General features: G+C 67.8%; 25 protein-coding genes. 12 read left to right on the forward strand and 13 right to left on the reverse strand.

Annotated elements, in window-relative coordinates; all coding sequences use genetic code 11:
• Nucleotides 1-17 precede the first annotated feature (17 nt).
• On the reverse strand, nucleotides 18-1,514 hold the full coding sequence (locus ACOZ4I_RS09015; protein WP_423998702.1) for a TrkH family potassium uptake protein: 1,497 nt from the start codon (nucleotides 1,512-1,514) through the stop codon (nucleotides 18-20).
• Nucleotides 1,515-1,568: 54 nt separating this feature from the next.
• Nucleotides 1,569-2,915 (reverse strand): phosphoribosylamine--glycine ligase, encoded by a 1,347-nt coding sequence (gene purD, locus ACOZ4I_RS09020; RefSeq protein ID WP_423998704.1) that lies wholly within the window; start codon nucleotides 2,913-2,915, stop codon nucleotides 1,569-1,571.
• A 135-nt stretch (nucleotides 2,916-3,050) separates the two neighbouring features.
• Between purD and ACOZ4I_RS09025 the strand changes: the two genes are divergently transcribed.
• Nucleotides 3,051-3,665 carry a TetR/AcrR family transcriptional regulator gene (locus ACOZ4I_RS09025; protein ID WP_423998706.1) on the forward strand — a complete coding sequence of 205 codons (615 nt, stop codon included), beginning with the start codon at nucleotides 3,051-3,053 and terminating at the stop codon, nucleotides 3,663-3,665.
• Between the two features lie 108 nt (nucleotides 3,666-3,773).
• Here the strand turns inward: ACOZ4I_RS09025 and ACOZ4I_RS09030 are convergent, their stop codons facing one another.
• Nucleotides 3,774-4,334, reverse strand: a complete 561-nt coding sequence (locus tag ACOZ4I_RS09030) for an FAD-dependent oxidoreductase (protein WP_423998708.1) — start codon at nucleotides 4,332-4,334, stop codon at nucleotides 3,774-3,776.
• Nucleotides 4,335-4,393: 59 nt separating this feature from the next.
• Nucleotides 4,394-5,143 carry a pirin family protein gene (locus ACOZ4I_RS09035; protein WP_423998710.1) on the reverse strand — a complete coding sequence of 250 codons (750 nt, stop codon included), beginning with the start codon at nucleotides 5,141-5,143 and terminating at the stop codon, nucleotides 4,394-4,396.
• A gap of 144 nt (nucleotides 5,144-5,287) precedes the next feature.
• Between ACOZ4I_RS09035 and ACOZ4I_RS09040 the strand changes: the two genes are divergently transcribed.
• Nucleotides 5,288-7,480 carry a thioredoxin domain-containing protein gene (locus ACOZ4I_RS09040; protein ID WP_423998712.1) on the forward strand — a complete coding sequence of 731 codons (2,193 nt, stop codon included), beginning with the start codon at nucleotides 5,288-5,290 and terminating at the stop codon, nucleotides 7,478-7,480.
• Nucleotides 7,481-7,519: 39 nt separating this feature from the next.
• On the opposite strand, the gene ACOZ4I_RS09045 is transcribed toward ACOZ4I_RS09040, so the two are convergent.
• From ACOZ4I_RS09045 to ACOZ4I_RS09055, 3 genes are all read right to left on the reverse strand, one after another.
• On the reverse strand, nucleotides 7,520-7,909 hold the full coding sequence (locus ACOZ4I_RS09045) for a thioredoxin family protein (RefSeq protein WP_423998714.1): 390 nt from the start codon (nucleotides 7,907-7,909) through the stop codon (nucleotides 7,520-7,522).
• Between the two features lie 98 nt (nucleotides 7,910-8,007).
• Nucleotides 8,008-10,179, reverse strand: coding sequence for a beta-glucosidase family protein (locus ACOZ4I_RS09050; protein WP_423998716.1), 2,172 nt, complete (start codon nucleotides 10,177-10,179; stop codon nucleotides 8,008-8,010).
• Nucleotides 10,180-10,203: 24 nt separating this feature from the next.
• On the reverse strand, nucleotides 10,204-11,877 hold the full coding sequence (locus tag ACOZ4I_RS09055) for a histidine kinase N-terminal 7TM domain-containing protein (RefSeq protein ID WP_423998718.1): 1,674 nt from the start codon (nucleotides 11,875-11,877) through the stop codon (nucleotides 10,204-10,206).
• Nucleotides 11,878-11,958: 81 nt separating this feature from the next.
• Between ACOZ4I_RS09055 and ACOZ4I_RS09060 the strand changes: the two genes are divergently transcribed.
• The 3 genes from ACOZ4I_RS09060 to sugE all read left to right on the forward strand — a co-directional run bounded on the left by ACOZ4I_RS09060 (nucleotide 11,959) and on the right by sugE (nucleotide 13,446).
• Nucleotides 11,959-12,228: a DUF5827 family protein gene (locus tag ACOZ4I_RS09060; protein ID WP_423998720.1), complete on the forward strand. Its 270-nt coding sequence runs from the start codon at nucleotides 11,959-11,961 to the stop codon at nucleotides 12,226-12,228.
• On the forward strand, nucleotides 12,225-13,049 hold the full coding sequence (locus tag ACOZ4I_RS09065) for an ATPase (protein WP_423998722.1): 825 nt from the start codon (nucleotides 12,225-12,227) through the stop codon (nucleotides 13,047-13,049). Before ACOZ4I_RS09060 ends, ACOZ4I_RS09065 begins: the two co-directional genes overlap by 4 nt.
• A 73-nt stretch (nucleotides 13,050-13,122) precedes the next feature.
• Entirely contained in the window at nucleotides 13,123-13,446 is a 324-nt protein-coding gene (sugE, locus tag ACOZ4I_RS09070; RefSeq protein ID WP_423998724.1) for a quaternary ammonium compound efflux SMR transporter SugE, read from the forward strand.
• A 28-nt stretch (nucleotides 13,447-13,474) separates the two neighbouring features.
• Here the strand turns inward: sugE and ACOZ4I_RS09075 are convergent, their stop codons facing one another.
• Entirely contained in the window at nucleotides 13,475-14,050 is a 576-nt protein-coding gene (locus ACOZ4I_RS09075) for an MBL fold metallo-hydrolase (RefSeq protein WP_423998726.1), read from the reverse strand.
• A gap of 135 nt (nucleotides 14,051-14,185) precedes the next feature.
• On the opposite strand from ACOZ4I_RS09075, the gene ACOZ4I_RS09080 reads away from it, so the two are divergent.
• The 5 genes from ACOZ4I_RS09080 to ACOZ4I_RS09100 all read left to right on the forward strand — a co-directional run bounded on the left by ACOZ4I_RS09080 (nucleotide 14,186) and on the right by ACOZ4I_RS09100 (nucleotide 17,180).
• Nucleotides 14,186-14,770 carry a HalX domain-containing protein gene (locus tag ACOZ4I_RS09080; RefSeq protein ID WP_423998728.1) on the forward strand — a complete coding sequence of 195 codons (585 nt, stop codon included), beginning with the start codon at nucleotides 14,186-14,188 and terminating at the stop codon, nucleotides 14,768-14,770.
• A gap of 10 nt (nucleotides 14,771-14,780) precedes the next feature.
• The gene (locus tag ACOZ4I_RS09085) at nucleotides 14,781-15,437 is read left to right on the forward strand and encodes an RAD55 family ATPase (protein WP_423998730.1); all 657 of its coding nucleotides are present in this window, start codon (nucleotides 14,781-14,783) and stop codon (nucleotides 15,435-15,437) included.
• 64 nt (nucleotides 15,438-15,501) lie between these two features.
• Nucleotides 15,502-16,245: an FAD-dependent thymidylate synthase gene (thyX, locus tag ACOZ4I_RS09090; protein WP_423998732.1), complete on the forward strand. Its 744-nt coding sequence runs from the start codon at nucleotides 15,502-15,504 to the stop codon at nucleotides 16,243-16,245.
• A 212-nt stretch (nucleotides 16,246-16,457) separates the two neighbouring features.
• Nucleotides 16,458-16,631, forward strand: a complete 174-nt coding sequence (locus ACOZ4I_RS09095; RefSeq protein ID WP_423998734.1) for a DUF7556 family protein — start codon at nucleotides 16,458-16,460, stop codon at nucleotides 16,629-16,631.
• Nucleotides 16,632-16,775: 144 nt separating this feature from the next.
• Entirely contained in the window at nucleotides 16,776-17,180 is a 405-nt protein-coding gene (locus ACOZ4I_RS09100) for a translation initiation factor IF-2 subunit beta (protein WP_423998736.1), read from the forward strand.
• Between the two features lies 1 nt (nucleotide 17,181).
• Here the strand turns inward: ACOZ4I_RS09100 and ACOZ4I_RS09105 are convergent, their stop codons facing one another.
• The 3 genes from ACOZ4I_RS09105 to ACOZ4I_RS09115 all read right to left on the reverse strand — a co-directional run bounded on the left by ACOZ4I_RS09105 (nucleotide 17,182) and on the right by ACOZ4I_RS09115 (nucleotide 19,169).
• Nucleotides 17,182-17,361, reverse strand: coding sequence for a hypothetical protein (locus tag ACOZ4I_RS09105; RefSeq protein ID WP_162414114.1), 180 nt, complete (start codon nucleotides 17,359-17,361; stop codon nucleotides 17,182-17,184).
• A 71-nt stretch (nucleotides 17,362-17,432) separates the two neighbouring features.
• Nucleotides 17,433-18,404, reverse strand: coding sequence for a transcription initiation factor IIB (locus tag ACOZ4I_RS09110; protein WP_423998737.1), 972 nt, complete (start codon nucleotides 18,402-18,404; stop codon nucleotides 17,433-17,435).
• A 480-nt stretch (nucleotides 18,405-18,884) separates the two neighbouring features.
• Nucleotides 18,885-19,169, reverse strand: coding sequence for a DUF357 domain-containing protein (locus tag ACOZ4I_RS09115; protein WP_423998739.1), 285 nt, complete (start codon nucleotides 19,167-19,169; stop codon nucleotides 18,885-18,887).
• Between the two features lie 99 nt (nucleotides 19,170-19,268).
• On the opposite strand from ACOZ4I_RS09115, the gene ACOZ4I_RS09120 reads away from it, so the two are divergent.
• Together ACOZ4I_RS09120 and ACOZ4I_RS09125 are read left to right on the forward strand one after the other, a co-directional pair.
• On the forward strand, nucleotides 19,269-20,318 hold the full coding sequence (locus ACOZ4I_RS09120; RefSeq protein WP_423998741.1) for an NAD(P)/FAD-dependent oxidoreductase: 1,050 nt from the start codon (nucleotides 19,269-19,271) through the stop codon (nucleotides 20,316-20,318).
• Nucleotides 20,319-20,416: 98 nt separating this feature from the next.
• Nucleotides 20,417-20,704 carry a DUF7545 family protein gene (locus ACOZ4I_RS09125; RefSeq protein ID WP_423998743.1) on the forward strand — a complete coding sequence of 96 codons (288 nt, stop codon included), beginning with the start codon at nucleotides 20,417-20,419 and terminating at the stop codon, nucleotides 20,702-20,704.
• A 29-nt stretch (nucleotides 20,705-20,733) separates the two neighbouring features.
• Here ACOZ4I_RS09125 and ACOZ4I_RS09130 read toward each other — a convergent pair whose 3' ends face one another.
• Together ACOZ4I_RS09130 and ACOZ4I_RS09135 are read right to left on the reverse strand one after the other, a co-directional pair.
• On the reverse strand, nucleotides 20,734-21,399 hold the full coding sequence (locus tag ACOZ4I_RS09130) for a 2,5-diamino-6-(ribosylamino)-4(3H)-pyrimidinone 5'-phosphate reductase (protein WP_423998745.1): 666 nt from the start codon (nucleotides 21,397-21,399) through the stop codon (nucleotides 20,734-20,736).
• Between the two features lie 52 nt (nucleotides 21,400-21,451).
• Complete coding sequence (locus tag ACOZ4I_RS09135) at nucleotides 21,452-21,910, reverse strand: hypothetical protein (RefSeq protein WP_423998747.1); 459 nt, start codon at nucleotides 21,908-21,910, stop codon at nucleotides 21,452-21,454.
• Nucleotides 21,911-22,055: the final 145 nt, after the last annotated feature.

The following is a 22,055-nucleotide window of genomic DNA, read 5'->3' on the forward strand; positions in this document are numbered from 1 at the left end:
CGGTGGCACGGGCGCGCTCACCGCCGCCAGAACGTCGGCGTCACGAGCACGAGCACCGGGACGATCTCGATGCGCCCGATCCACATCAGCAGGATCAACAGGAGCTTGCTCGACCGGGCGAATCCCTCGTAGGTCCCGAACGGGCCGGCCCGTCCGAAGGCCGGGCCGATGTTGAAGAACATCGAGGCAGCCGCGCTGAGCGCCTCGAACTCGGTTATCGGGGCACCGGCCCGCTCCCCGTCGGCGACCAGCAGGACGGTCCCGAGGATGAAGAAGACGAGCGCGACCAGCGTGTAGGCGTACACGTCCCGCACCGTGTCCTCGCCGACCACCTCGTCGCCGAGGCGGACCGGCCGGACGCTGTTCGGGTGCGCGGAGACGTTCAGGTCCCGCCAGAACGACTTGGTGACGATGACCCACCGGAGCGTCTTGATGGAGCAGGTGGTGCTGCCGGCCATCCCGCCGACGAACATCAGCACGAAGAGGACGTTCTTCGCGCCGGCCGACCAGGTGTTGAAGTCGGTCGACGCGTACCCGGTCGTCGTGACGATGGAGGCCACCTGGAAGACGGCGTGGCGGGCCGTCTCCTCGCCGCCGGCGGTGAACCCGGGATCGACCACGAGGAGGCCGCCGACGAGGATGGCGGCGGTGATGAGGATGCCGAGGTAGAAGTGGAACTCCTCGCTGTCGCGCAGTCGGGTCACGTCGCCGCGAACGAGCGCGTACAGCAACACGAAGTTCGTCGCGCCGACGACCATGAACACGACGACGGCCCACTGGACGGCCGGCGAGAACGCGCCGATGCTCTCTGCACGCGGGGAGAAGCCGGCGGTCGCGATGGCGGTGAAGGCGTGGGCGACCGCGTCGAAGGCGGTCATGTTCGGTGCGAGACCGACCGCGCCGAGGAGAAACAAGATCACCGCGGCGGCGGCGGTCAGTGCGAGGTACAGCGCGCCGAGAATCCGCGCCGTGTCCTCGATGCCGGGCGTGAGCTTCGTCACGTCCTTCGTCCGGGACTCGGTCTCCATGAGCTGTGCGCCGGCGACCGACAGCCGCGAGAGGACCGCCGTCGCGAGCAACAGGACGCCGAGGCCGCCGAGCCACTGGAGGACCTGCCGCCACATCAACAGCGCCTGCGAGTGGGCGTCGAAGTCGCGGATGACGGTTGCGCCCGTGGTCGTGATGCCGCTCATCCCCTCGAACAGCGCGTTGACCGGGCTGGCGAACACGCCGGTCCCCTCGACGTACAGCGGAATCGCGCCGACGACGGCGATTGACAGCCACGCCAGCGAGACGGTCAGGAACGCCTCGCGGTTGTAGATTCGGTCCCGCTCGAAAGTCGCAAGGAGCGTTCCCACGCCGAGAGAGACGGCGATGGCGAGCAGGTACGGAGCCGGGGACTCGCCGTAGACGACCGCGACGAGGACGGGCACCGCGAGCGGGACGGTCAGCCACTGGAGGATCGCTCCGAGGACGGACAGCGACGAGCGGATATCGACCGATGTCAGCGCCACGTCAGATCACCGTCCCGCTGCTGTAAGTGAGCCACGGCCGGAGGGGTCCCGCACTCAGTCGCCGCCGCGGATGTCGGTCATGTGGTCGATGCGCTGCTGGACGAGGTCGGCTTTGCCGATGTCGTGGCGGACGCGGAGCCCCTCCGTGCCGGCGCGCTCCAGCGACTCCTCGGCGATGGCCTCCGCTTCTGCGATGGTGTCGGCGAGTCCGACGACGGCGTAGGACCGAGAGGTGGTGGTGTAGATGCCGTCGTCGCGGTCGTCGACGCTCGCGTAGAACAGTAGCGCCTCGGGGGCGGTGTCGTCGGCGTCGCCGGACTCGGCGTGCTCCGCGACGACGCTCGCGATGACGTCGTCGTCGATGGTGACCTTCGCGCCGGCGTCCGGGTCCGTCGGGTAGCCGTCCGGGACGGCGTACTTACAGACGGTGGCGAGCGGACGGAATGAGAGCTGTGGGAGGGGCTCGTCGTCTCTGGCGGCCGTCAGCACGTCGAGGAAGTCCGTGTTGAGGACCGGGAGCGTGTTCATCGCCTCGGGGTCGCCAAAGCGGGCGTTGAACTCGACCACCCGCGGCCCGGTTTCGGTGAGCATGAACTGGCCGTACAGCACGCCCTTGTAGCCGTCGAGGGCGTCGACCGTCGCGCGCAGCACGTCGACGGCGTCCATGTAGTCGTCCTCGTCCATGAACGGCAAGTGGAGGCTGGCGTCGGAGTAGCTCCCCATGCCGCCGGTGTTTGGCCCCTCGTCACCCTCGTAGGCGCGCTTGTGGTCCTGGACGGCGGGCGTGACCCGAAGCTGTCCGTTCGCGACGAACGCCTGGACGGTGAACTCCTCGCCGACGAGGCGCTCTTCGAGGACGACGCGGTCGTAGTCGGCGCTCCGGAGATACTCTTTCGCCTCCTCGGCGGTGCACTGGTCGCCGATGACGCGGACGCCCTTGCCGCCGGTGAGGCCGGCGGGCTTGACCGCGAGGTCGCCGTCGTACTCGTCGATGTACTCGCAGGCGGCGTCCATGTCCTCGAACGTCTCGAAGTCCGGGCAGCCGGGAATGTCGTGCTCCCGCATGAAGCGGCGCTGGAAGGCCTTGTCCGTCTCGATGCGGGCCTCCTGCTCCTGGGGCCCGAACGTGTAGACGTCGGCGTCGTCGAGCGCGTCGGCGACGCCGGCGGCGAGCGCGGCCTCCGGCCCGACGACGGCCAGCGTCGCGTCGACCGAGCGCGCGTAGGTCGTCACGGCCTGCGGGTTCGTCGTGTCGAGCGTCTCGAAGCCCTCGGCGAGGGCGACGATTCCCGGGTTCCGGTTGCCGGCGCAGGCGTAGAGATCCGCTGGCGAGTCCGCGAGCGCGCGAGCGATCGCGTGTTCGCGGCCGCCGCCACCCACGAGCAGCACTGTCTCTGACATACCCGAAGCCCGGATGGGCTTTCACGTAAGTATTGTCTTTTCCGCGGTTCACGCCCGCTGGCGCGGCGGTCTCAGCGCTCGTCGCGTCGTCGCGATGGAGAAACCGATTTGTGCCGCGCACGCGTACTCCCGGTAATGACTGGGTCGGACGGGGCAGTCGAGGCCGGAAGCACGCACGAGGAGATCATGGAGGCCACCTTCCGGGCGCTGAGCGAACACGGGTACAAGGACCTGCGCGTGCGTCACATCGGCGAGGAGATGGACCTGTCACGACAGGTGATCCACTACCACTTCGACGGAAAGTACGACCTGCTGTCGTCGTTTCTGGAGTACGTCATCGACCAGTACGAGGGAAGCGTCGAGGTGGACGCGGAGACGGATCCGCGCGTGGAACTCGACGCGCGCATCGACCGCTGTCTGTTCGGGCCGGAGTTCGACCAGTTCACGCACTGGGATCGCATGAAGGTGTACCACGAACTCTACGCCTACGCCCAGCACGACGAGGAGCACCGCGAGCGGTTCAACGAGCACTACGACCGCATCCGCGGGAGCATCGTGTCCGTCATCGAAGACGGCATCGAACAGGGCGTCTTCCGCGACGTGGACGCCCGGCGGCTGGGCCAACTCGTCACGGACGCGATTCACGCCGCCCGGGAGCGACGAATCGCGCTCGGCCACGAGGACGCCCCCGAGGAGACAAAGCGGGCGATCGACGAGTTCGTCCTCGACTCGCTGTCGCCGGAGAACTGACGGCCGCGGCGGGTCGCGCCCGCGGTCGATTACCGGGACGATTCGAGCGCCCAGGGTCGGTGCCGCGACCGGTACGGAAGGAGTGCCGAGAAAAACCGGTAGCCCGAACTACAGTTCCGGCACGTCCGACGGCATGTCGAAGTCGTGGTAGTACTCGCCCTTTTCCTTCGAGAGGATGTCGAGCACTGCGGCCGCACCGTCGCCGGCGGCGATGACGGCCTGCCACTTCTCGGCGCGCCCCATCGCCCCGGTGGCGTAGACGCCCTCGACGGAGGTTTCCATATCGAGGTTCACGTCGACGACTTCCTCGTCGGTGAACGCGCACCCGAGGTCCTCGGCCAGGTCGCGAGCGCCGCCCGTCGCGAGGACGACGTAGTCCGCGTCGTATTCGTCGTCGTCGGTCGAGACGACGAAGCCGTCGTCGGCCTGTTCGACGCTGGTCACTTCCGCGTCCTGAAGCGTCGCGCCGCGGTCGCGGGCCTGCCCACGTGCGACTTCGAGGTACTCGTCGCCGCTGATGCTCCGCACGGCGGGGTAGTTGAACAGGTGCGCCTTGTGCATCCACGATTCGTCCGTGTCGAAGACGACGGTTTCGAGGTCGTTTTTCGCCGCGTACAGTGCCGCGCTCAGGCCGGCGGGACCGCCGCCGACGACTGCTACGTCTGCCATACACGACCGGTCGGACCGGCCGGCCTAATATTTTACCATCTGGTAAAATCGTCTTTGGTTCAGCGGACCACCGGGCCGCGCTGGCGGATGGGTTCGCCGTGGGGTTGGCCGGCGACGGCGACGACGCGCAGGCCGTCTTCGCTTCGGAGGGCGAGCGAGCGCGAGTCGACGACTGGGAGTACGTCGCCGCCGCCGAACTCCGCTCCGTCGACGGTCCCGTCGCCCTCGACGCCGTAGAGAAATCCCGACCAGCCCTCCGGAATCTCCCACGTCCACGCCTCGGAGACGGACGCGTCGAGATAGCGCATCGGCGTGACGAGGTCGATTGGCGAGCCGTCGCCGATCACCGTCGTGACGGTCGCCCCGTCCCGGTCTTCGACGGGGAGGTCGGCCGCCGACGCGTCGACGTAATCAGGCTCGATGGCCTTCTGCGCTCGCGGGAGGTTCACCCAGAGCTGGAGGCCGGAGCAGGCCCGGCCGTCCGCCGGGAACTCGGAGTGTCTGATCCCGTCGCCGGCCGTGATGCGCATCGCGTCGCCCTCGGCGGCGGTGTTGACGACGCCAAGCGAGTCCTCGTGGTCCATCCCACCGTCGAGCATGTACGAGACGATCTCGAAGCCGCTGTGGCCGTGCATCGGGAAGCCCTCGTCAGGGTCGATGTAGAACCGCTCGAACAGCACGAACGGGTCAAGGTGGTGCGGATAGCCGTTCGTCGGGAACGCGCGGTTCGACGTGACGCCCGTTCCATGGCGGACGCGTTCGCCGGCGATCGGCTGGTCGACGGTCGCCCGCGGCTCGTCTCCGTTCATGCGCGACCCTAGTTTACCGCGCGGTAAAACCGCTCGGGAAGCGGCCAGGGCGGGCGGCCCCCTGACGCATCGGGTGGCGAAGCCGGGAGCGCCCCCGTCGCCGGCGTCGCGTCCCTTTTCCCCGCGGCGCACCGACTCCCGATCATGAGCGACACCGCGCCCACAGAGCGGAACCGACTGGACGAGGAGGAGAGCCCGTACCTCCGCCAGCACGCGGACAATCCGGTGCACTGGCAGCCCTGGGACGAGCAGGCGCTCGAAGCCGCCCGGGAGCGCGACGTGCCCATCTTCCTCTCCGTCGGCTACGCGGCGTGTCACTGGTGCCACGTGATGGAGGAGGAAAGCTTCGCGGACGAGGAGATCGCCGCGTTCCTCAACGAGCACTTCGTCCCGATCAAGGTCGACCGCGAGGAGCGCCCGGACCTCGACTCGGTGTACATGAGCATCTGCCAGCAGGTGACCGGCGGCGGCGGGTGGCCGCTGTCGGCATGGCTCACGCCCGAGGGCAAGCCGTTCTACGTCGGGACGTACTTCCCGCCCGAGGAGAAGCGCGGCCAGCCCGGCTTCGCGGACCTGCTTCAGCGGCTGGCGGACTCCTGGAACGACCCCGAGCAGCGCGCGGACATGGAGACCCGCGCCGAGCAGTGGACCGACGCCATCGAGAGCGACCTCGAAGCGACGCCGGCCGACCCCGAGGACCCCGCGGAGGACATCGTCCAGACGGCGGCCACCATCGCCCACCGCGGCGCGGACCGACAGCACGGCGGGTGGGGGTCCGGTGGTCCGAAGTTCCCGCAGAACGGCCGGCTCCACGCGCTCCTGCGCGCGGCTGCTGATGGCGAGTCGCCACGCGACTCGAAACAGGCTCGCGGGGCGGGCACCGACCCGCGAGACGGTGGTGACGACGACTACCTCGCCGTCGTCGAGGAGACGCTGGACGTGATGGCCGACCGGGGGCTGTACGACCACGTCGGCGGCGGCTTCCACCGCTACGCCACGGACTCGAAGTGGGCCGTCCCGCACTTCGAGAAGATGCTGTACGACAACGCCGAAATTCCGCGGGCCTTTCTCGCGGGCTATCAGGCCATCGGCTCTGAGCGCTACGCCGCGGTCGTCCGCGAGACCTTCGCGTTCGTCCAGCGCGAACTCCAGCACCCCGACGGGGGATTTTTCAGCACGCTGGACGCGGAGAGCGCGCCTGTCGACGACCCCGACGGCGAAACCGAAGAGGGGCTGTTCTACGTCTGGACGCCCGAGCAGGTCCGTGAGGCCGTCGACGACGAGACCGACGCGGACATCTTCTGTGACTACTACGGCGTCACGGAGCGCGGGAACTTCGAAGGCGCGACGGTGCTGGCCGTCCGAACGCCCGTGTCGGCGCTGGCCGAGGAGTACGACCGCGACGAGGACGAGATCACAGAGAGCCTGGAGCGCGCCCTGAACCAGACCTTCGAGGCCCGCGAGGACCGCCCGCGACCGGCCCGCGACGAGAAAGTGCTCGCCGGCTGGAACGGCCTCATGATCCGGGCGCTCGCAGAGGGCGCGATCGTCCTCGACGACGCCTACGCCGAGGTGGCCGCCGACGCGCTCGACTTCGTTCGCGAGCACCTCTGGGACGCCGAGGCGGGGCGACTCAGCCGCCGGTACAAGGACGGCGACGTGGCCATCGACGGCTACCTGGAGGACTACGCCTTCCTCGGCCGTGGCGCGCTGACGCTGTTCGAGGCGACCGGCGACGTCAAGCACCTCGCGTTCGCGATGGACCTCGGCCGGGCCATCACGGAGGCGTTCTGGGACGACGAGCGGGGCACCCTGTTCTTCACGCCGAGGGGCGGCGAGTCGCTCGTGGCCCGCCCGCAGGAACTGACCGACCAGTCGACGCCGTCGAGCACGGGCGTCGCCGTCGACCTCCTGCTGTCGCTGTCGCACTTCAGCGGCGGCGACCGCTTCGAAGACGTGGCCGAACGGGTCCTCAGGACCCACGCCGACCGCGTCTCCTCGAACCCCCTCCAACACGCCTCGCTCACGCTCGCCACGGACACGTACGAGCAGGGCGCGCTCGAACTCACGCTGGTCGGCGAGCAGGAGAGCTACCCGGCGGAGTGGACGGAGACGCTGGCCGACCAATACATCCCCCGCCGACTCGTCGCCCACCGGCCGGCCGACGGAGCGCACTTCGCGGACTGGCTCGATGCGCTCGAACTGGACGAGGCCCCGCCGATCTGGGCGGGGCGAGACCCGAAGGAGGACCGGCCGACGGCGTACGTCTGCCGGAACTTCGCGTGCTCGCCGCCGGCCCACGACCTCGGCGAGGCGCTGGCGTGGGGCACAGAATAGCGCGGCGTCGCGCGGACTGACCAGGGACCGCGGGTCGTCTCAGTCGAGCGCGGCTTCGATCTTCTGGGCGAGGTGGACCGAGATGGGGACCGGTTCCTCCTCGACGAAGCGAGCGATTTCCTCGCCGTCGTGTTCGACGACGACCGTCGGAATGTACTCGATGTCGTACTCCTCGACCTGTGGCCCGGTCTTCGACCCGTCGTCTTCCTTCTCCACCGGATAGTGGTGAATGTTCGCGGCCGGGACGCCGGCGGCGTCGAGCGCCGCGCCGAAGTCCGGGAGCTGCGCCCGGCAGTCCTTGCACCAGTCGCCGCCCCAGATCTTGAACACGAGGTCCTGTGAGTGGCGCGTGAGTACGTCGACCGTGTCCGAGTAGGCGTCTTCCACCCACACCGGGTTCGGTTCCATCGTCTCCAGTGTCTCGCTCATGGGCGGTCGTACGTAGTCAGGGGGCTTGAAATCCTCGGCCGGGGAATCCACCCGTCAGCCGGTCGACAGGCGTCGAATCGACGCGGCGAGCGTCCGGGCTATCGCTCCAGCGTCGCCGACGCCCGCACGTCCCGCGCCGAGCGGCCCACCTCGACCGCGTAGGTACCCGAGTCGACCGTCCAGCCGTCCTCGGTGTCGTATCGCGAGAGGGCCAGGTCGTCGAGCGAGAGCGTCACCGTCCGGCGCTCGCCCGCGTCGAGACGAACCGACTCGGCGGCCGCGAACTCCCGTTCGGGGCGCTCGACCCCGTCCACGTCAGGCGGGCTGACGTACGCCTGCACGACCTCGCGGCCGGGCCTGTCGGCGACGTTCTCGACGGTGACCGAGACGGTCTGGTCCTCGCCTGTCTCGGCCGCGCCGTACTCGAAGGTCGCGTAGGAGCGGCCGTGACCGAACGGGTACGTCGGCTCCGCGTCGGCGGCGTCGAAGTGCCGGTAGCCGACGAACAGGCCCTCGTCGTAGTGGACTGCGCCGTCGACGCCGGGGAAGCGGCGGTCGTCGTCCGCTGTCGGGTACGTTTCCTCTGACGCGAACGTGACCGGGAGGCGGCCGCCCGGGTCCCGGTCGCCGTAGAGCACGTCGGCGACGGCCTCGCCGTCGGCCTGGCCGGGGTACCACTGCTCGACGACCGCCGCCACGTCCTCGCGCCACGGGAGCGAGACGGGACCGCCCGAGCGGACCACGACCACGGTGTCGTCGTTCGCGTCGGCGACCGCCGCCACGAGGGCGTCCTGCTCGCCGGGGAGGGCGAGCGTGTCGCGGTCAAGCGCCTCCGTGGTCGCGTCGCGGACGAACACGACGGCCGCGTCTGCGGCCTCGGCGGCGGCGACGGCGTCGTCGAGCGACGGGTCGCGGTCGTCCGTCTCCTCCACCTCGGCGGCGTCACCCGTCTCGTCGTCCGCCTCCTCGCCGACGAACGGCAGCATGTCGAACAGCGAGACCGACTCGATCCGTGTGACGCCGAACGCCGACGCGACCGCCCCCTCGGCCCGCGCCTCGATTCCGTCGAGCGGCGAGACCGAGCGGAACGGCGTCGTCTCCGAGGACCCGCCGCCGCCCAGTTTCGCCTCGTCCACGTGAGGTCCGATGACGGCCACGTCGGCCCCGTCGTCCAGCGGGAGCACGCCGTCGTTGTCGAGGAGGACCGTCCCGCGGGCGGCGACCTCCCGGGCGACGTCGCGGTGGCGCTGGCTGTCGAGTTCGCCGGCGTCGTCCCGACTGCCATCGGCCACCTCGTGCGCTCCCGCACCCGCGCCGTCCGCGTCGAGCCGTCCGAAGCGGGCCATCTGTCCGAGGACGCGCCGGACCATGTCGTCCAGCCGCGCCGGCGGGACCTCGCCGGCCTCGATGGCCTCGGCGAGCGGCTCGCCGAACAGACCTGCGCGCGTCCCGTCCGGGATGCCGTCGGGCCACTCGAAGTCGTCCAGTTCCGCGTCCCCGTCGCCGGCGTCGGCGATGGAGATGCCGGGCATCTCCACGTCCAGTCCTGCGGTGGCCGCGCCGACGGTCGTCTCCAGGCCGTACCAGTCCGAGACGGCGTAGCCCTCGAAGCCCCACTCGCCCTTGAGCACGTCGCCGAGTAGGTACCCGTGGTCGCTCATGTGCGTGCCGTTGACGCGGTTGTAGGCCGTCATCACCGAGCCGACGCCGGCGTCGACGGCCGCGCGGAACGGCGGCAGGTACAGTTCCCGGAGCGTCCGTTCGTCCACCTCGGCGCTGACGGTGGTACGGTGGGTCTCCTGGTTGTTGGCGACGAAGTGCTTGACGGTGGCGACGACGCCCTCGGACTCGATACCCTCGACGAGGGCCGCACCGATGTCGCCCGCCGCGACCGGGTCCTCCGAGAGGTACTCGAAGTTCCGGCCGCAGTGCGGAACGCGGATAACGTTCACGCCCGGCGCGAGCAGCGCGTCCTGGTTTAGTGCCGTCGCCTCGCGGGCCATCGCCGCGCCCTGGCGGCGGGCCAGGTCGGCGTCGAACGTCGCCGCCGTCGCGATAGAGGCTGGGAAGGCGGTCGCCCGTTCGCCCTCGGCGCGGATGCCGAGCGGGCCGTCGACCAGTCGGAACGGCGGGACCCCGGCGGCGTCGACGCCGGGCAGGTAGCCCGTGGCCGTTCCCTCGGGATCGGGCGCACCGCGGACCAGCGAGAGCTTCTGCTGTCTGGAGAGCCGTTCCAGCGTCGCCTCGACGGCGTCGTCAGTCGTGGTCACACCGACCCTCGACGCCCCACGGTCTTATACTGCCGACCCGTCGACGGCCGGGTCCGGGGCTGTGTGGCCGCCGACGACGAGGCGCGCGCCGCCGCGGTCGCTCTCGGTCATCTCGACCGTCCAGCCGTGGGAGTCGGCGACGTGCTCGACGATGGCCAGTCCGAGGCCAGTCCCGGTGTCGGAGCGCGACACGCCGTGCTCGAAGACCGCCTCGCGGTCGGCCTCGGGGATTCCGGGACCGTCGTCGGCGATTTCGAACCCGTCGGCGGTCCCCGTGACGCGGATCGCGACGCCGTCACCGCCGTGCTCGACGCTGTTCCGGTAGACGTTCTCGAACAGCTGGAGGAGCTGGTCGCGGTCACCGACGAGCACGCGGTCCTCGTCGACTTCGAGCGTCGCGTCCGCGGTGTCGACGTGCGCCCACGCCGCCTCCGCGACGGCCGAGAGGTCGAGCGGTTCGGCGTTCGTCGTCTGCTCGTCGCGGGCGAACGCGAGCACGTCGTCGATGATCCGGCTCATCCGTTCGTGGGCCGCCTCGACGCGGTCAAACTCCGTGGGGTCGTTGCGCTCTCTGGCCAGCGCGAGGCGGCCGCTCGCGACGTTCAGCGGGTTCCGCAGGTCGTGGCTGACGACGGCGGCGAACTGATCGAGCTGTCGGTTTCGGTGTTCCAGCTCCCGCTCGCGCCGTTTCCGTTCGGTGATCTCGTGGACGAGCAGGACGTGGCCGACGAGCGCGTCCCGGGAGTCCCGCAGCGGCGATATGTGGGCGTCGAAGTACCGGTCGCCGTGCTCGACGACGGTCCCCCGATTCGCGCCGCTGTCGGCCCGCTCCCGGTAGGACTCGATCAGTCCGGGCCAGTCGCCCAGTGCGTCAGCGACGGGGCGTCCGGCGAGGTCCGCGTCACCGAAGAGCGTCTGTCCGGCGTCGTTCACTTCGAGGACGACGCCGGCGGTGTCGACGATGACCACGGCGCTGTTGATCGAGTCCACGATCTCGCGGTACGCGACGGGCGAGATGTCGAGCAACCGCGCCTTGAAGACGGCCCACGTGAGCGCGATACAGCTCGCGCCGAACAGGATCGGCGTAGGAGTGAGCGGGAGGTCGCCGAGCGTGTCGACGACGCTCCCGAACCACGGGAGAGCGATGGCGAGCAAGATCGCGTACAGCTGCCGGCGATACAGGTCGCCACCGACCAGCGCGAAGTGAACGATGACGGCGCTCGCAGCTGTGACCAGGAGGTACGAGTACATGAGGTGGGCCAGGTACACAGAGCCGTACCCGATCTCCCAGCCGTACATCGCCGACGCCGACTGGCCGCCGATCTGGTAGACGAGACCGTCCGGATCGGCGACCATGATCGCGAAGAACGCGAGCGGTTCGATCGAAAGCAACGCGTACAGCCGACGGTCGAGATAGCGGTCGTGCCCGGCGTAGGCCAGCGCGAACACGAACAGGGCGGCGATTGCCGGAACGGCACCGACGAACACCCCCCGTGCCCACAGCAGTGCCAGACCAGTCCCGCGGGTGAGGACGCCGGCCGCCGCACAGAGACACCAGACCGACACCCCGCCGAGTAACACGGACAGCGCCCGTCCACCGGCGTAGTCCCCCCGATTCCAGGCGTAGGCGGACAGCGAGACGAGGACCACCGTCACCAGGAGCAGCACCATCGCGTACCCGATGAACAGCGCCTCCATTGAGTGGAGTGTTTCCACGCCAGTGTAAATGGGTTCCGAAGGTTCGAGGGGTTTACCCACTCCCTCGGCATACCGGGGGGTATGCCAGTCGACAGAGACGAGTTCGAAGAGATTCGCCCGTTCGACCTCCACGAGCCCGAGGACGTACTCGACCCCGAGAAACTGTACACGATCCCGGAGCTCGCCCGCCTCCTGCAGGGCCTGCCCGCCGACGCCGAACTCAACGAGGCCAACGAGGCGGTGTTCATCGACTGGGCCATCCCGTGGATGATCTTCAACCAGGACGACCTCGTGTTCGCCGAACCGGAGGCGGACGACCTGGTCGGGCTGTACGGGCTCGCCGACGAATGAAACTCCTCGTCGCCGGCGGCGACCGCGTCGACGCGGGCAAGACCACCTTCAGCGTCGGCCTGCTGGAGCGGACGAACGCGGCGGGGTTCAAGCCGCGTGCCGGCAACAACTACTGGTTCGACCACGACGACTATCAGCGGTCGACCGCCGACGGGCGGTTGTACGGCAAGGACGCCAAGCGACTGGCCAACGCCGCACCGAACGACGTGGCCCCCGAGGAGATCAATCCGATCCACCGGCTCTGGCACCCGTCGCCGGGGGCCGAGACCGGGCTACTCGGCCGGGAGGACCAGCAGTTCGTGGTCGACCGGGTCGGTCGCCCGAGCGCGGACGAAGGCGTCGAGTACGTCGTCAACGGCACCGTCGACCTCCCCGAGTCGGTCCGCGAGCGCCTCCCCGTCGAGAACGCCCCGCGGGTCACCTCGATCGCCGACTTCAACGACCTGATGCGCGTGCTCCACGTCGAGGCGCTGGAGTCGATCGCCGCGGACATCGAGGCGGCGAACCGCGCCGTCGTCGAGTCCTACGGGGACGTGGCCCGCCCGCTGTCGGACTTCGAGCCCGACGCCGTCGCCGTCGTCGAGCCCGGTCGCGCCCGCGTCTACGACGGCGACCGCTACGCGAAGGCCTGCGAGATCGCGACCGGCGGTGCGGGCGTCGGCCAACTGGAAGAGCGGGTCCCGAACGTCGTCGACCTCGTTGAACAGGCCGGGGCGGTCAGGCTCCCGGCGCTCGACGCCGAGTCGCGACGCGACCCCGCGGCCGTCGCCGAGGCCTACGACCACGCCTACGACGCGCTGCTCGCCTGCGCGTTCGACTGAGCGCGCCGCCTCCCGCGCCGGTGGCGAGAGAACGGAAGATATAGCCCGGCCGACGACGGACGCGGGAGTCGAGATGTCATGGTACGTTCTGGTGCTCGCGGGCCTGTTCGAGATCGCGTGGGCGGTCGGCCTCGAATACTCCGACGGGCTCTCGAAGCCGATACCCACGTTGGGCACCGTCCTCGCCCTCGGTATCAGTATGGCGTTGTTAGCCCAAGCCGTCAAAGACCTCCCAGTGGGGACGGCCTACGCGGTCTGGACCGGGATCGGAGCCGTCGGGACCGCGTCGCTCGGAATCGTGCTCTTCGACGAGCCGGCGAGCCTCACCCGTATCGCGTTCATCGGCGTGGTAGTCGTCGGAATCGTCGGCCTCAACCTCACGTCCGCGGCTGGCTGATAGCCTCCGAGTGAATCGGCGGGCCCAGTCAGAACTTCGCGGCCTGTAACGCGAGTTCGATGTCCTGGTACGGCCGGTCGGTCACGCTCGGGCCGTGGCCGGTGTGCATCTCCGCGAGGTCCTCGTCGGCAACCGAGAGGACGCGCTCGATGCTCTCGACGAGCAGGGAGCGGTCCCCTTCTTCGAGGTCGGTCCGGCCGAAGCTCCCGTTGGCGAACACCAGGTCGCCGGCGAACAGGACGCCAGCGTCCGGCGAGTAGAAGCAGAGGTGGTCGTTCTTGTGGCCGGGCGTGTGCAGCGCCCGGTAGTCGTGGTCCCCCAGCCTGACCGTCTCGTCGTCGCCGATGACGCGCTCGATACCGTCCTGCTCGGTGTCGAACCCCCAGACGGGCACGTCGAAGGCGTCGGCGACGGCGTCGAGGTTCCCGACGTGGTCGTAGTGGGTGTGGGTGACGACGAGGGCGTCGATGTCGTCGACGTGGTCTTCGACGACCGAGACCACGTCGAACTCGTTGCCCGCGTCGACGAGGACGGTCCGGTCGCCGGTGACGAGGAAGGCGTTGCTCGTGAACACCTGCTGACCGCGAGCGAGATTGCGAATCATACCCCGCCGTTCGCCCCCGTCACCAATGTGGATGTCGCTCTGATTCGGAGGTGTCGGCAGGCCTGAAACACGCCGCAGGCACGCACCCACAGGGCTATGTACGTGGATATGCAAACGGGGATAGTAGAGACCATTATGTCAAATTCGGACCTACCTGTCGTACTTATCGTCGAAGACGAACCGGATGTCGCCGAGACGTACAAGCTGTGGCTTCAGGAGGAGTACGAGGTCCGTATGGCACAGAACGGGGACGAGGGGCTCGAACTGCTCGACGAATCGGTCGACGTGGTACTGCTCGACCGGATGATGCCGGGCCTCTCCGGGGACGAGGTGTTAGAGCGCATTCGAGAGCGAGAGCTCGGTTGTCGAGTGGCGATGGTCACGGCCGTCGAACCCGATTTCGACATTCTGGAGATGGGCTTCGACGCGTACCTCTCGAAGCCCATCCGTAGCGAACAGCTCCACGAGACGGTCGTCAATCTGCTCGACCGCTCGGAGTACGACTCGCTGTTGCAGGAGTACTACGCGCTCGTCGAGAAACAGGCGACGCTGGAGGCGACGAAGTCCAGCGCAGAGCTGGCCGAGAGCGACCAGTACGACGACCTGACAGAACGCGTCGCAGAGATGCGCGATCAGCTCTCGGACACGCTCGGCGGCATCGAGGACGACTCCGACTTCATCGCAACGCTTCGCGGACTGAGCGAAGACGACAACAACTGAGCGACCAACAATGTATGATCTCACCTCAGTACTGGAGTTCGACGCGCTCAGCCAGGTCAGACCAGGGTCCAGCATCCTGATCTCCGGCCCGGCGATGAGCGGGAAGCAACGGCTCGCGTACGACATCCTCGCGGACGGAATGGACGGCGGCGACGGCGCGGTCGTCGTGACGACCGGTGACGGGGCCGGCGACGTCGTCGAGGAGTTCCGCTCACTCGTGCCGGAGATGAACGACGCCCAACTGGGCGTCATCGACTGCCGTGGCGACGGCGGCGACCAGGACGCTGTCGGCAACGCTCACACCCACCACGTCTCCTCGCCGGGCGACCTGACCGGTATCGGGATCGGCATCACGAAGGCCCTCGAAGGCCTGCACAACGCCGGGAACGACCGCGGCCGCCTGGCGCTGATCTCCCTGTCGACGATGCTGACCTACACGGACAAGAAGACGGTGTTCAAGTTCTGCCACGTGCTGTCCTCGCGGCTGGACTCGGCAGGCTACATCGGCGTGTTCACCATCGACTCCGGGGCCCACGACGACCAGACGCTCCAGGTCATCAAGCAGGCCTTCGACGGGATGATCGACGTGCGCGACGCCGAGGGCGGCGGCCGCGAGGCCCGCGTCCTCGGCCTCTCCGGCGAGCCGACCGACTGGCAGCGAATCTGACGGCGACACCGAACGTCGCAGGTGGCTTGGAAGTACTTTTCACGCTCGGCGTCACCCACCCGATATGGAAGTCACGCTGCTCGAAGCCACTTCGGACCCCGAAGACCTCATCTGCAAAGCGGCGCGAAACGACTACAGCGACGAGTTCGTCGGCGGTCAGTCCCTCGAAGAGACGATGGAGACCGTCGAGGGCGACACCCTCGAAGAGAAAAAGGAGACCCTCATCGCCCACCTGCTCGAGCACGGCCACTTCGGCCCGTTCGAGCACGCGCAGGCGACGTTCGCCGTCGAGGGCGTCTCCCGGTCGTGCATGGCCCAGATCACGCGTCACCGCCACGTCTCCTTCGACGTGCAGTCGATGCGGTACGTCTCTTTCGACGACGTGGACCCCGAGGCCGTCCGCGAAGGCGAACTCGTCGTCACGCCGCCGTCGGCGACGGACCCGGACTGGGTCGGTCGCAACCAGAAGCGCGCGTCGGTCTCCGACGAGGAGTTCGAGCGCCGCACGGAGATTTACAAAGACACCATCGAGCAGGCCGTCGAGTCCTACCAGGAACTGCTCGATCTGGGGATGCCGCCCGAAGACGCCCGGTTCGTCCTGCCGATCGGTACGAAGGTCAACATCGTGATGTCGATGAACGCGCGGATGCTGATGCACGTCGCGGACATGCGAGCGGCCGCCGACGCTCAGTGGGAAATCCGCGAGATGACCGAGGAGATGCTCGACCTGGCCGCCGACTGGTGTCCGAAGACGTTCGAGTACTACGAACGTGAGATGAAGGGCCGGAAGAACCGGCTCGCGCCCTGACCGCGGTCGGTCGCCTCCGGCGACCACCACAGAACGGCCCCACGGACGTGGTCCCCGGCGTTATATCGACACGACAGTTCGATACCGTCTGGTTTTCACGAAGGAAAAAGAGGGACTGAGAGCGGATGCGAAGGCCCGTCATCGGCTCTCACAGTATCAAAAGAGGAAACCAGTCCGACACATTCATACCACCACAACCTGAATGAACAATTGTGTCCTACGAGGTGGAACATCCCGATCGGCGATCGGGAACGGCGTCCGAGGTGATGTGTTCGGTCGACGAAGTCGACGGCCAGCGTCGACTCATCATCGCAGATATCGCCCGGGACGACACCTGGCTCTCCACCAACACCGCAGCGGCCTGCGACCTCAAGGAGTGGCAGTAACCGGGTCGACGGCCGGTCGAGACGACTGCGCGACTCGGCGGTTCTACGACGGCGGTGTCACCAGCGGTGTGGTCGACGAATCGGCCCACTCGTGTTCGCACCGTGCCTGAAAGATTTTTGTTCGGCGCACCGCCAGACCCTAGTATGGAGTACGACGAGATGCTCGACCGGGCGATCGAGGAGACGCCCGAGATCGACGGGACCAGCGAGCGCTTCGAAGTGCCCGACCCGGAGGTGCGCCAGGAGGGGAACGCCACCGTCTACGAGAACTTCCAGGCGACGTGTTCGCGCCTCGGACGCGAAGACGACCACGTGATGAAGTTCCTGCAGAACGACCTCGGGACCAGCGGCCACATCGACGAGAGCGGGCGGGCGCGCCTGACCGGCGAGTTCGGCGCGGACCGGATCGCCGCGGCCGTCGACGAGTACGTCGACGAGTACGTCATCTGCTCGGAGTGTGGCCTCCCCGACACGAAACTCGAGCGCGAGCAGGGCGCGCTGTTGCTCCGCTGTGAGGCCTGCGGGGCCCGCTCTGCGACCAGCGAGTGAGCTACTGCAAGCCCTTCAGCGTCTGGAGGTCGCGGTCGGTTCTGGTGAACACCGCCAGCCGGTGGCTCGCGTGGCAGTTCGGGCAGTGATAGGTCGTATCGTGGCGCGGCAGCTCAGTCGGCGTCGACTCCCAGTCCTTCTTGCACTCTGGACAGAGCAACCGAACGTACGCTTCCTCCATGTATGGTATTGACACACATTAGCTACGGACAAAAAAGTTCGCGTCTCCCCACCGGTCTGCCTTCACCCGGCTCAGGCCGGGATGTCCTCGGCTTCGAGGAGTTCCTTGTACCGGTTGCGGATGGTGACCTCGGAGATGTCGGCCACGTCGCTAACCTGGCTCTGGGTCACCTTCTCGTTGGTCAGGAGCGCGGCGGCGTAGACGGCGGCCGCGGCGATGCCGACCGGTGACTTGCCCGAGAGCATCCCGGCCTGTCGGGCCCCCTCGATGAGGTCGCGGGCCTGGCGCTGGGTCTCCTCCGAGAGGCCCAGGTCGGAGACGAACCGCGGGAGGTAGTTCTCCGGGTCGGCCGGCTGGACTTCGAGGCTGAGTTCGCGGACGATGTAGCGGTAGGTCCGGGTCAACTCCATCTTCTCCACGCGGGAGACGCGCGACATCTCGTCGAGCGACCGGGGGTTGCCGGCCATGCGAGCGGCGGCGTACAGCGCCGAGGTCGCGACGCCCTCGATGGAGCGGCCGGGGAGCAGGTCGTCTTTCAGCGCGCGGCGGTAGATGACGCTGGCCGTCTCGCGGACGTTCTGGGGCAGCCCCAGCGCGCTGGCCATGCGGTCGATTTCGCCGAGCGCCTGCTTGAGGTTGCGCTCCTTGGAGTCGCGGGTGCGGAACCGCTCGTTCCACGTGCGGAGTCGCTGCATCTTCTGGCGCTGTTCGCTCGACAGCGAGCGCCCGTAGGCGTCCTTGTTCTGCCAGCCGATGTTGGTCGACAGGCCCTTGTCGTGCATCATGTTCGTCGTCGGCGCGCCGACGCGGGACTTGCGGTCCTTCTCGGCGGAGTCGAACGCGCGCCACTCGGGCCCGTGGTCGATCTCGTCTTCCTCGACGACGAGGCCGCAGTCCTCACAGACCGTCTCGCCGTGCTCCGCGTCCGTGACGACGTCGCCGCCACACTCCGGGCAGGCCTCCGTCGATTCGTGTTCGGCCTCTCCTTCGGTGACGTTCTCCGCTCGTTCTCGTGTGCTGGTTCGTGCTGATGATTCACTCATTGTGGATGTCCTCTTCTGCCGGGGGCAGAAATGTTAAGTCCAGTTGGGGAAACTGTCTTACCCTATAGTTAGTCCGTAAAGTATTTAAATCTTTCGTCGACAGTGGCATCGAATCGCACGACAGAGCAGTGATAGCGTGTAGCATAGAAATCGGTTCAATTATATACCGTGATCTGCCTTCGCGTCCACCGATCGTCGTCGTGTCCGGCGGACGCACCGACCAGGCGTATCGTCTGCCCAATCGGGACGGCTACTCGGTCACGACGGCAGTGAAGTCGGCGGCGCACATGCGGAAGGGCGTAGACGTTATAAAAAGCGATTTTCCCAGATAGAGACAGTATATCGTACGGTAGTACTGGATACGTACCAGTTACTATCAGTATAGCTAGCGAGACAGTCGACCCGGAGGCGAGGGGGACCTGAACCGCGCAGGTGTTCAGCCGCGTCCGTAGCGTGAACAGGAACGGCCGGCAGGGCGACTCACACGGTGAACAGGTGCCCCTCGGTCGGCACGTCGAACAGGCCAATGCGCGCCCCCGCGTCCAGCCACGCGTGCCCGTACGAGAACGACGCGAGCGCGTTGACGAGATCGTCGTCGTCCCTGAAGTGGCGGCCGTCTTCGAGGTACGACTCGGCCATCTCGGCGCATTCCAGGGCGGCGTCGTGCATCGGGGTCCCCGCTGGCGGTGCGACGGTGGCGGCGTCGAGCGCCTCCGCGAGCAGTCCCTCGTAGCGGTCGGTCTTCTCTTCGAGGTCGGCGGCCATGTCGCCAGGGAGCGCCGGGGAGGGCCTAAGCGTGTCGCTGTCGCGCGTTCGGCGTGCGACAACGCAAGCTAAATACGGACAGATAGACTAACTCGGACAATGACAGAACCGGTCGAACACCGACGACTCATCATCGCTGGCACGGGTGCAGCGGGACTGACTGCCGCCATCTATGCCGCCAGAAGCAACAACGAACCGCTCGTCCTCGAAGGGGACGAACCGGGCGGTCAGCTCACGCTCACGAGCGAAGTCGAGAACTTCCCCGGTTTCCCGGAGGGCCTCTCCGGCCCGGACCTGATCAACAACATGAAGGAACAGGCCAAGCGCTTCGGGGCCGAGGTCGAACACGGCATCGTCGAGTCCATCGACGACAGCGAGCGCCCGTTCCGCGTCGAACTCGCCAACGGCGACGTCTACACCGCCGACGCGTTCATCGCCGCCTCGGGAGCCAGCGCCCGTACGCTGGGCGTTCCCGGTGAAGACGATCTGATGGGTTACGGCGTCTCGACGTGTGCCACCTGCGACGGCGCGTTCTTCCGCGGCGAGGACATGCTCGTCGTCGGCGGGGGCGACGCCGCCTTCGAGGAGGCCCACTTCCTCACGAAGTTCGCCGACACGGTCTACCTGGCCCACCGCCGCGAGGAGTTCCGTGCCGAGGACTACTGGATCGACCGCGTCCAGAAGAAGGTCGACGAGGGCGAGATCGAACTCCTGCGCAACACCGAACTGCTGGAAATTCACGGCTCGGCCGAGGAGGGCGTCGACCACGTCACGCTGGCCACGAACGACGAGGGCTACCCCGCCGACAAGCTCGACGACCCGGACACCGAGACCTACGACTTCGACGTGGGGGCCGTCTTCGTCGCCATCGGCCACACGCCCAACACCGAGTACCTGGCGTCGACCGGCGTCGAACTCGACGAGACCGGCTACATCAAGACCCATGGCGGCGACGGCGGCAACCAGACCGCCACCGACGTCGACGGACTGTTCGGGGCCGGCGACGTGGTGGACTTCCACTACCAGCAGGCCGTCACCGCCGCCGGCATGGGGACCAAGGCCGCCATCGACGCGGACGAGTACCTCGAATCGCAGGCCGAGGCCGCGGCCGAGGCGGAGTCCGAACCCACCGCCGAAGCCGACGACTGACGGAGAGAGCGGTAGCACGAGGGAGTGACCGGGCACGCAGTTGTTCTTCCGTGGCGCGTATCCACAGACCCTTTAGGTCCGGCGACGGACTCCAGTGCATGGCAAGCGAGACTGTCACGCTGACGATCGAGACCGACGACGAGAGCGACGAACTCACGGTACCCACGGAGCTGCTCGAAATCCTCCGGGAATCGCCCGACGAGACCGATCCGCAGGTCGTGGGCGACATCGCGATGTTCGGCCTGGCCCAGCGGATCCACAGCGCCGTCCACCACGCCCAGGGCGAGCCGGACGAGGACCTCGTCGCGCTCGACGACCAGACGAGCGAACTGTTCGAGGAGCGCTTCGGGCAGACGTTCGGCGAACTGACCGGTCACGACCACTGAGCGTCGGCTAGCGCCGTCCGGCCTGTCACTCAGTTCTCTGCGGTCCAGTGGAGCACAACACCATCGTCGACCCGTTCGACGCCCGCCAGTTCCAGTTCGGGGAAGTCCTCGACGAAGCCGTCGCCGTCGGCCAGCGTCGGCGCGTCACGGCCCCCGATGATCTTCGGTCCGACGTAGACGAACAGCTCGTCGACCAGCGACTCCTCGAACAGGCCGAAGATGAGTTCGCCGCCGCCCTCGACCATGAGCCGGTCGATGCCCTCGCCTTCGAGCTTCGCGAGCGTCGTCGTCAGGTCGACGCGGTCCCGGCCGGCGGCGATGACGTACGCGCCGGCGTCCTCCATCTCCTCGATGAAGTCCGGCGGCGCGGCCTCGCTGACGAGGAGGTACGTCTGCGCGCGGCCGTCGAGCACGGTGGCGTCCGGCGGCGTCCGAACACGCGAGTCGGCGACGACGCGGGCGGGGTTCTCCGGCTCGCCGCGCTCGGTCCGCGCCGCGCGCCGGTCGGGGTCGTCGATGGTCAACGATGGGTCGTCGGCCAGGACCGTGCCGACGCCGACCATCACCGCGTCGCTGTCGGCCCGGAGCTGGTCGACGCGGTCGAAGTCCGTCGGGCCGGAGATCTCGATCTGTTCGCGGCGGCGAGAGGAGAGCTTCCCGTCGGCGCTCATCGCGGCGTTGACGACGACGTGCATACCCGTCCGTGTCGGCGGCCGCCAAACCGCTTTTCGGTTGCGGTCGGCCGCCTCAGGACGTGGGACGTTCGGGACGCTTCGAGAGCTTCCGCACGTCGAGTTTCTTGACGGTCCCGTCGGCGGTCCGCAGTTTCAGGACCGTCTTCTTCAAGACGAGTTCGTCGACGTCGAGCGTCGTCTCGGTGCTCCAGCCCCGCAGTCGGACCATCCCCTCCTCGTCGATTTCGATGAAGGTCCTGGGCTTTCGCTGTGTCCCCATCGTCCACTCTTCGTCGCCGACGGACAGTTCCTGCCCGCCGGTCTCCGACCAGCGGAACACGCAGGCGAACTGTTCGCGGGGCTCGTCACCGCGGTCGTGGTCGACGCGTGTCCACTGCTCGAAGTCGACGCCGAAGTGCGCGGCCCACAGTTCCAGATACTCGAAGTCGAACTTCTTCTTCCCGTCGTTGTTCCGGCCGCTCCGCCAGACGACGTGAGCATCCGAGGGTTTCGAGCCGAAGATCCCGGGCACGTCAGTCCACCACCTTCGTCGCGTCAATTTCGATTTTGATATTCAGATTGGGCCACGAGATCAGATGGGCAGATCGCGAGCTAGAGGTCCAGTAAACTGCGATAGTGCGTAGTAGGCCCATACGATAGAATCTCCTGGTATCATA

This window comes from Haloarcula salina (assembly GCF_049603855.1).
Classification (GTDB): domain Archaea; phylum Halobacteriota; class Halobacteria; order Halobacteriales; family Haloarculaceae; genus Haloarcula; species Haloarcula salina_A.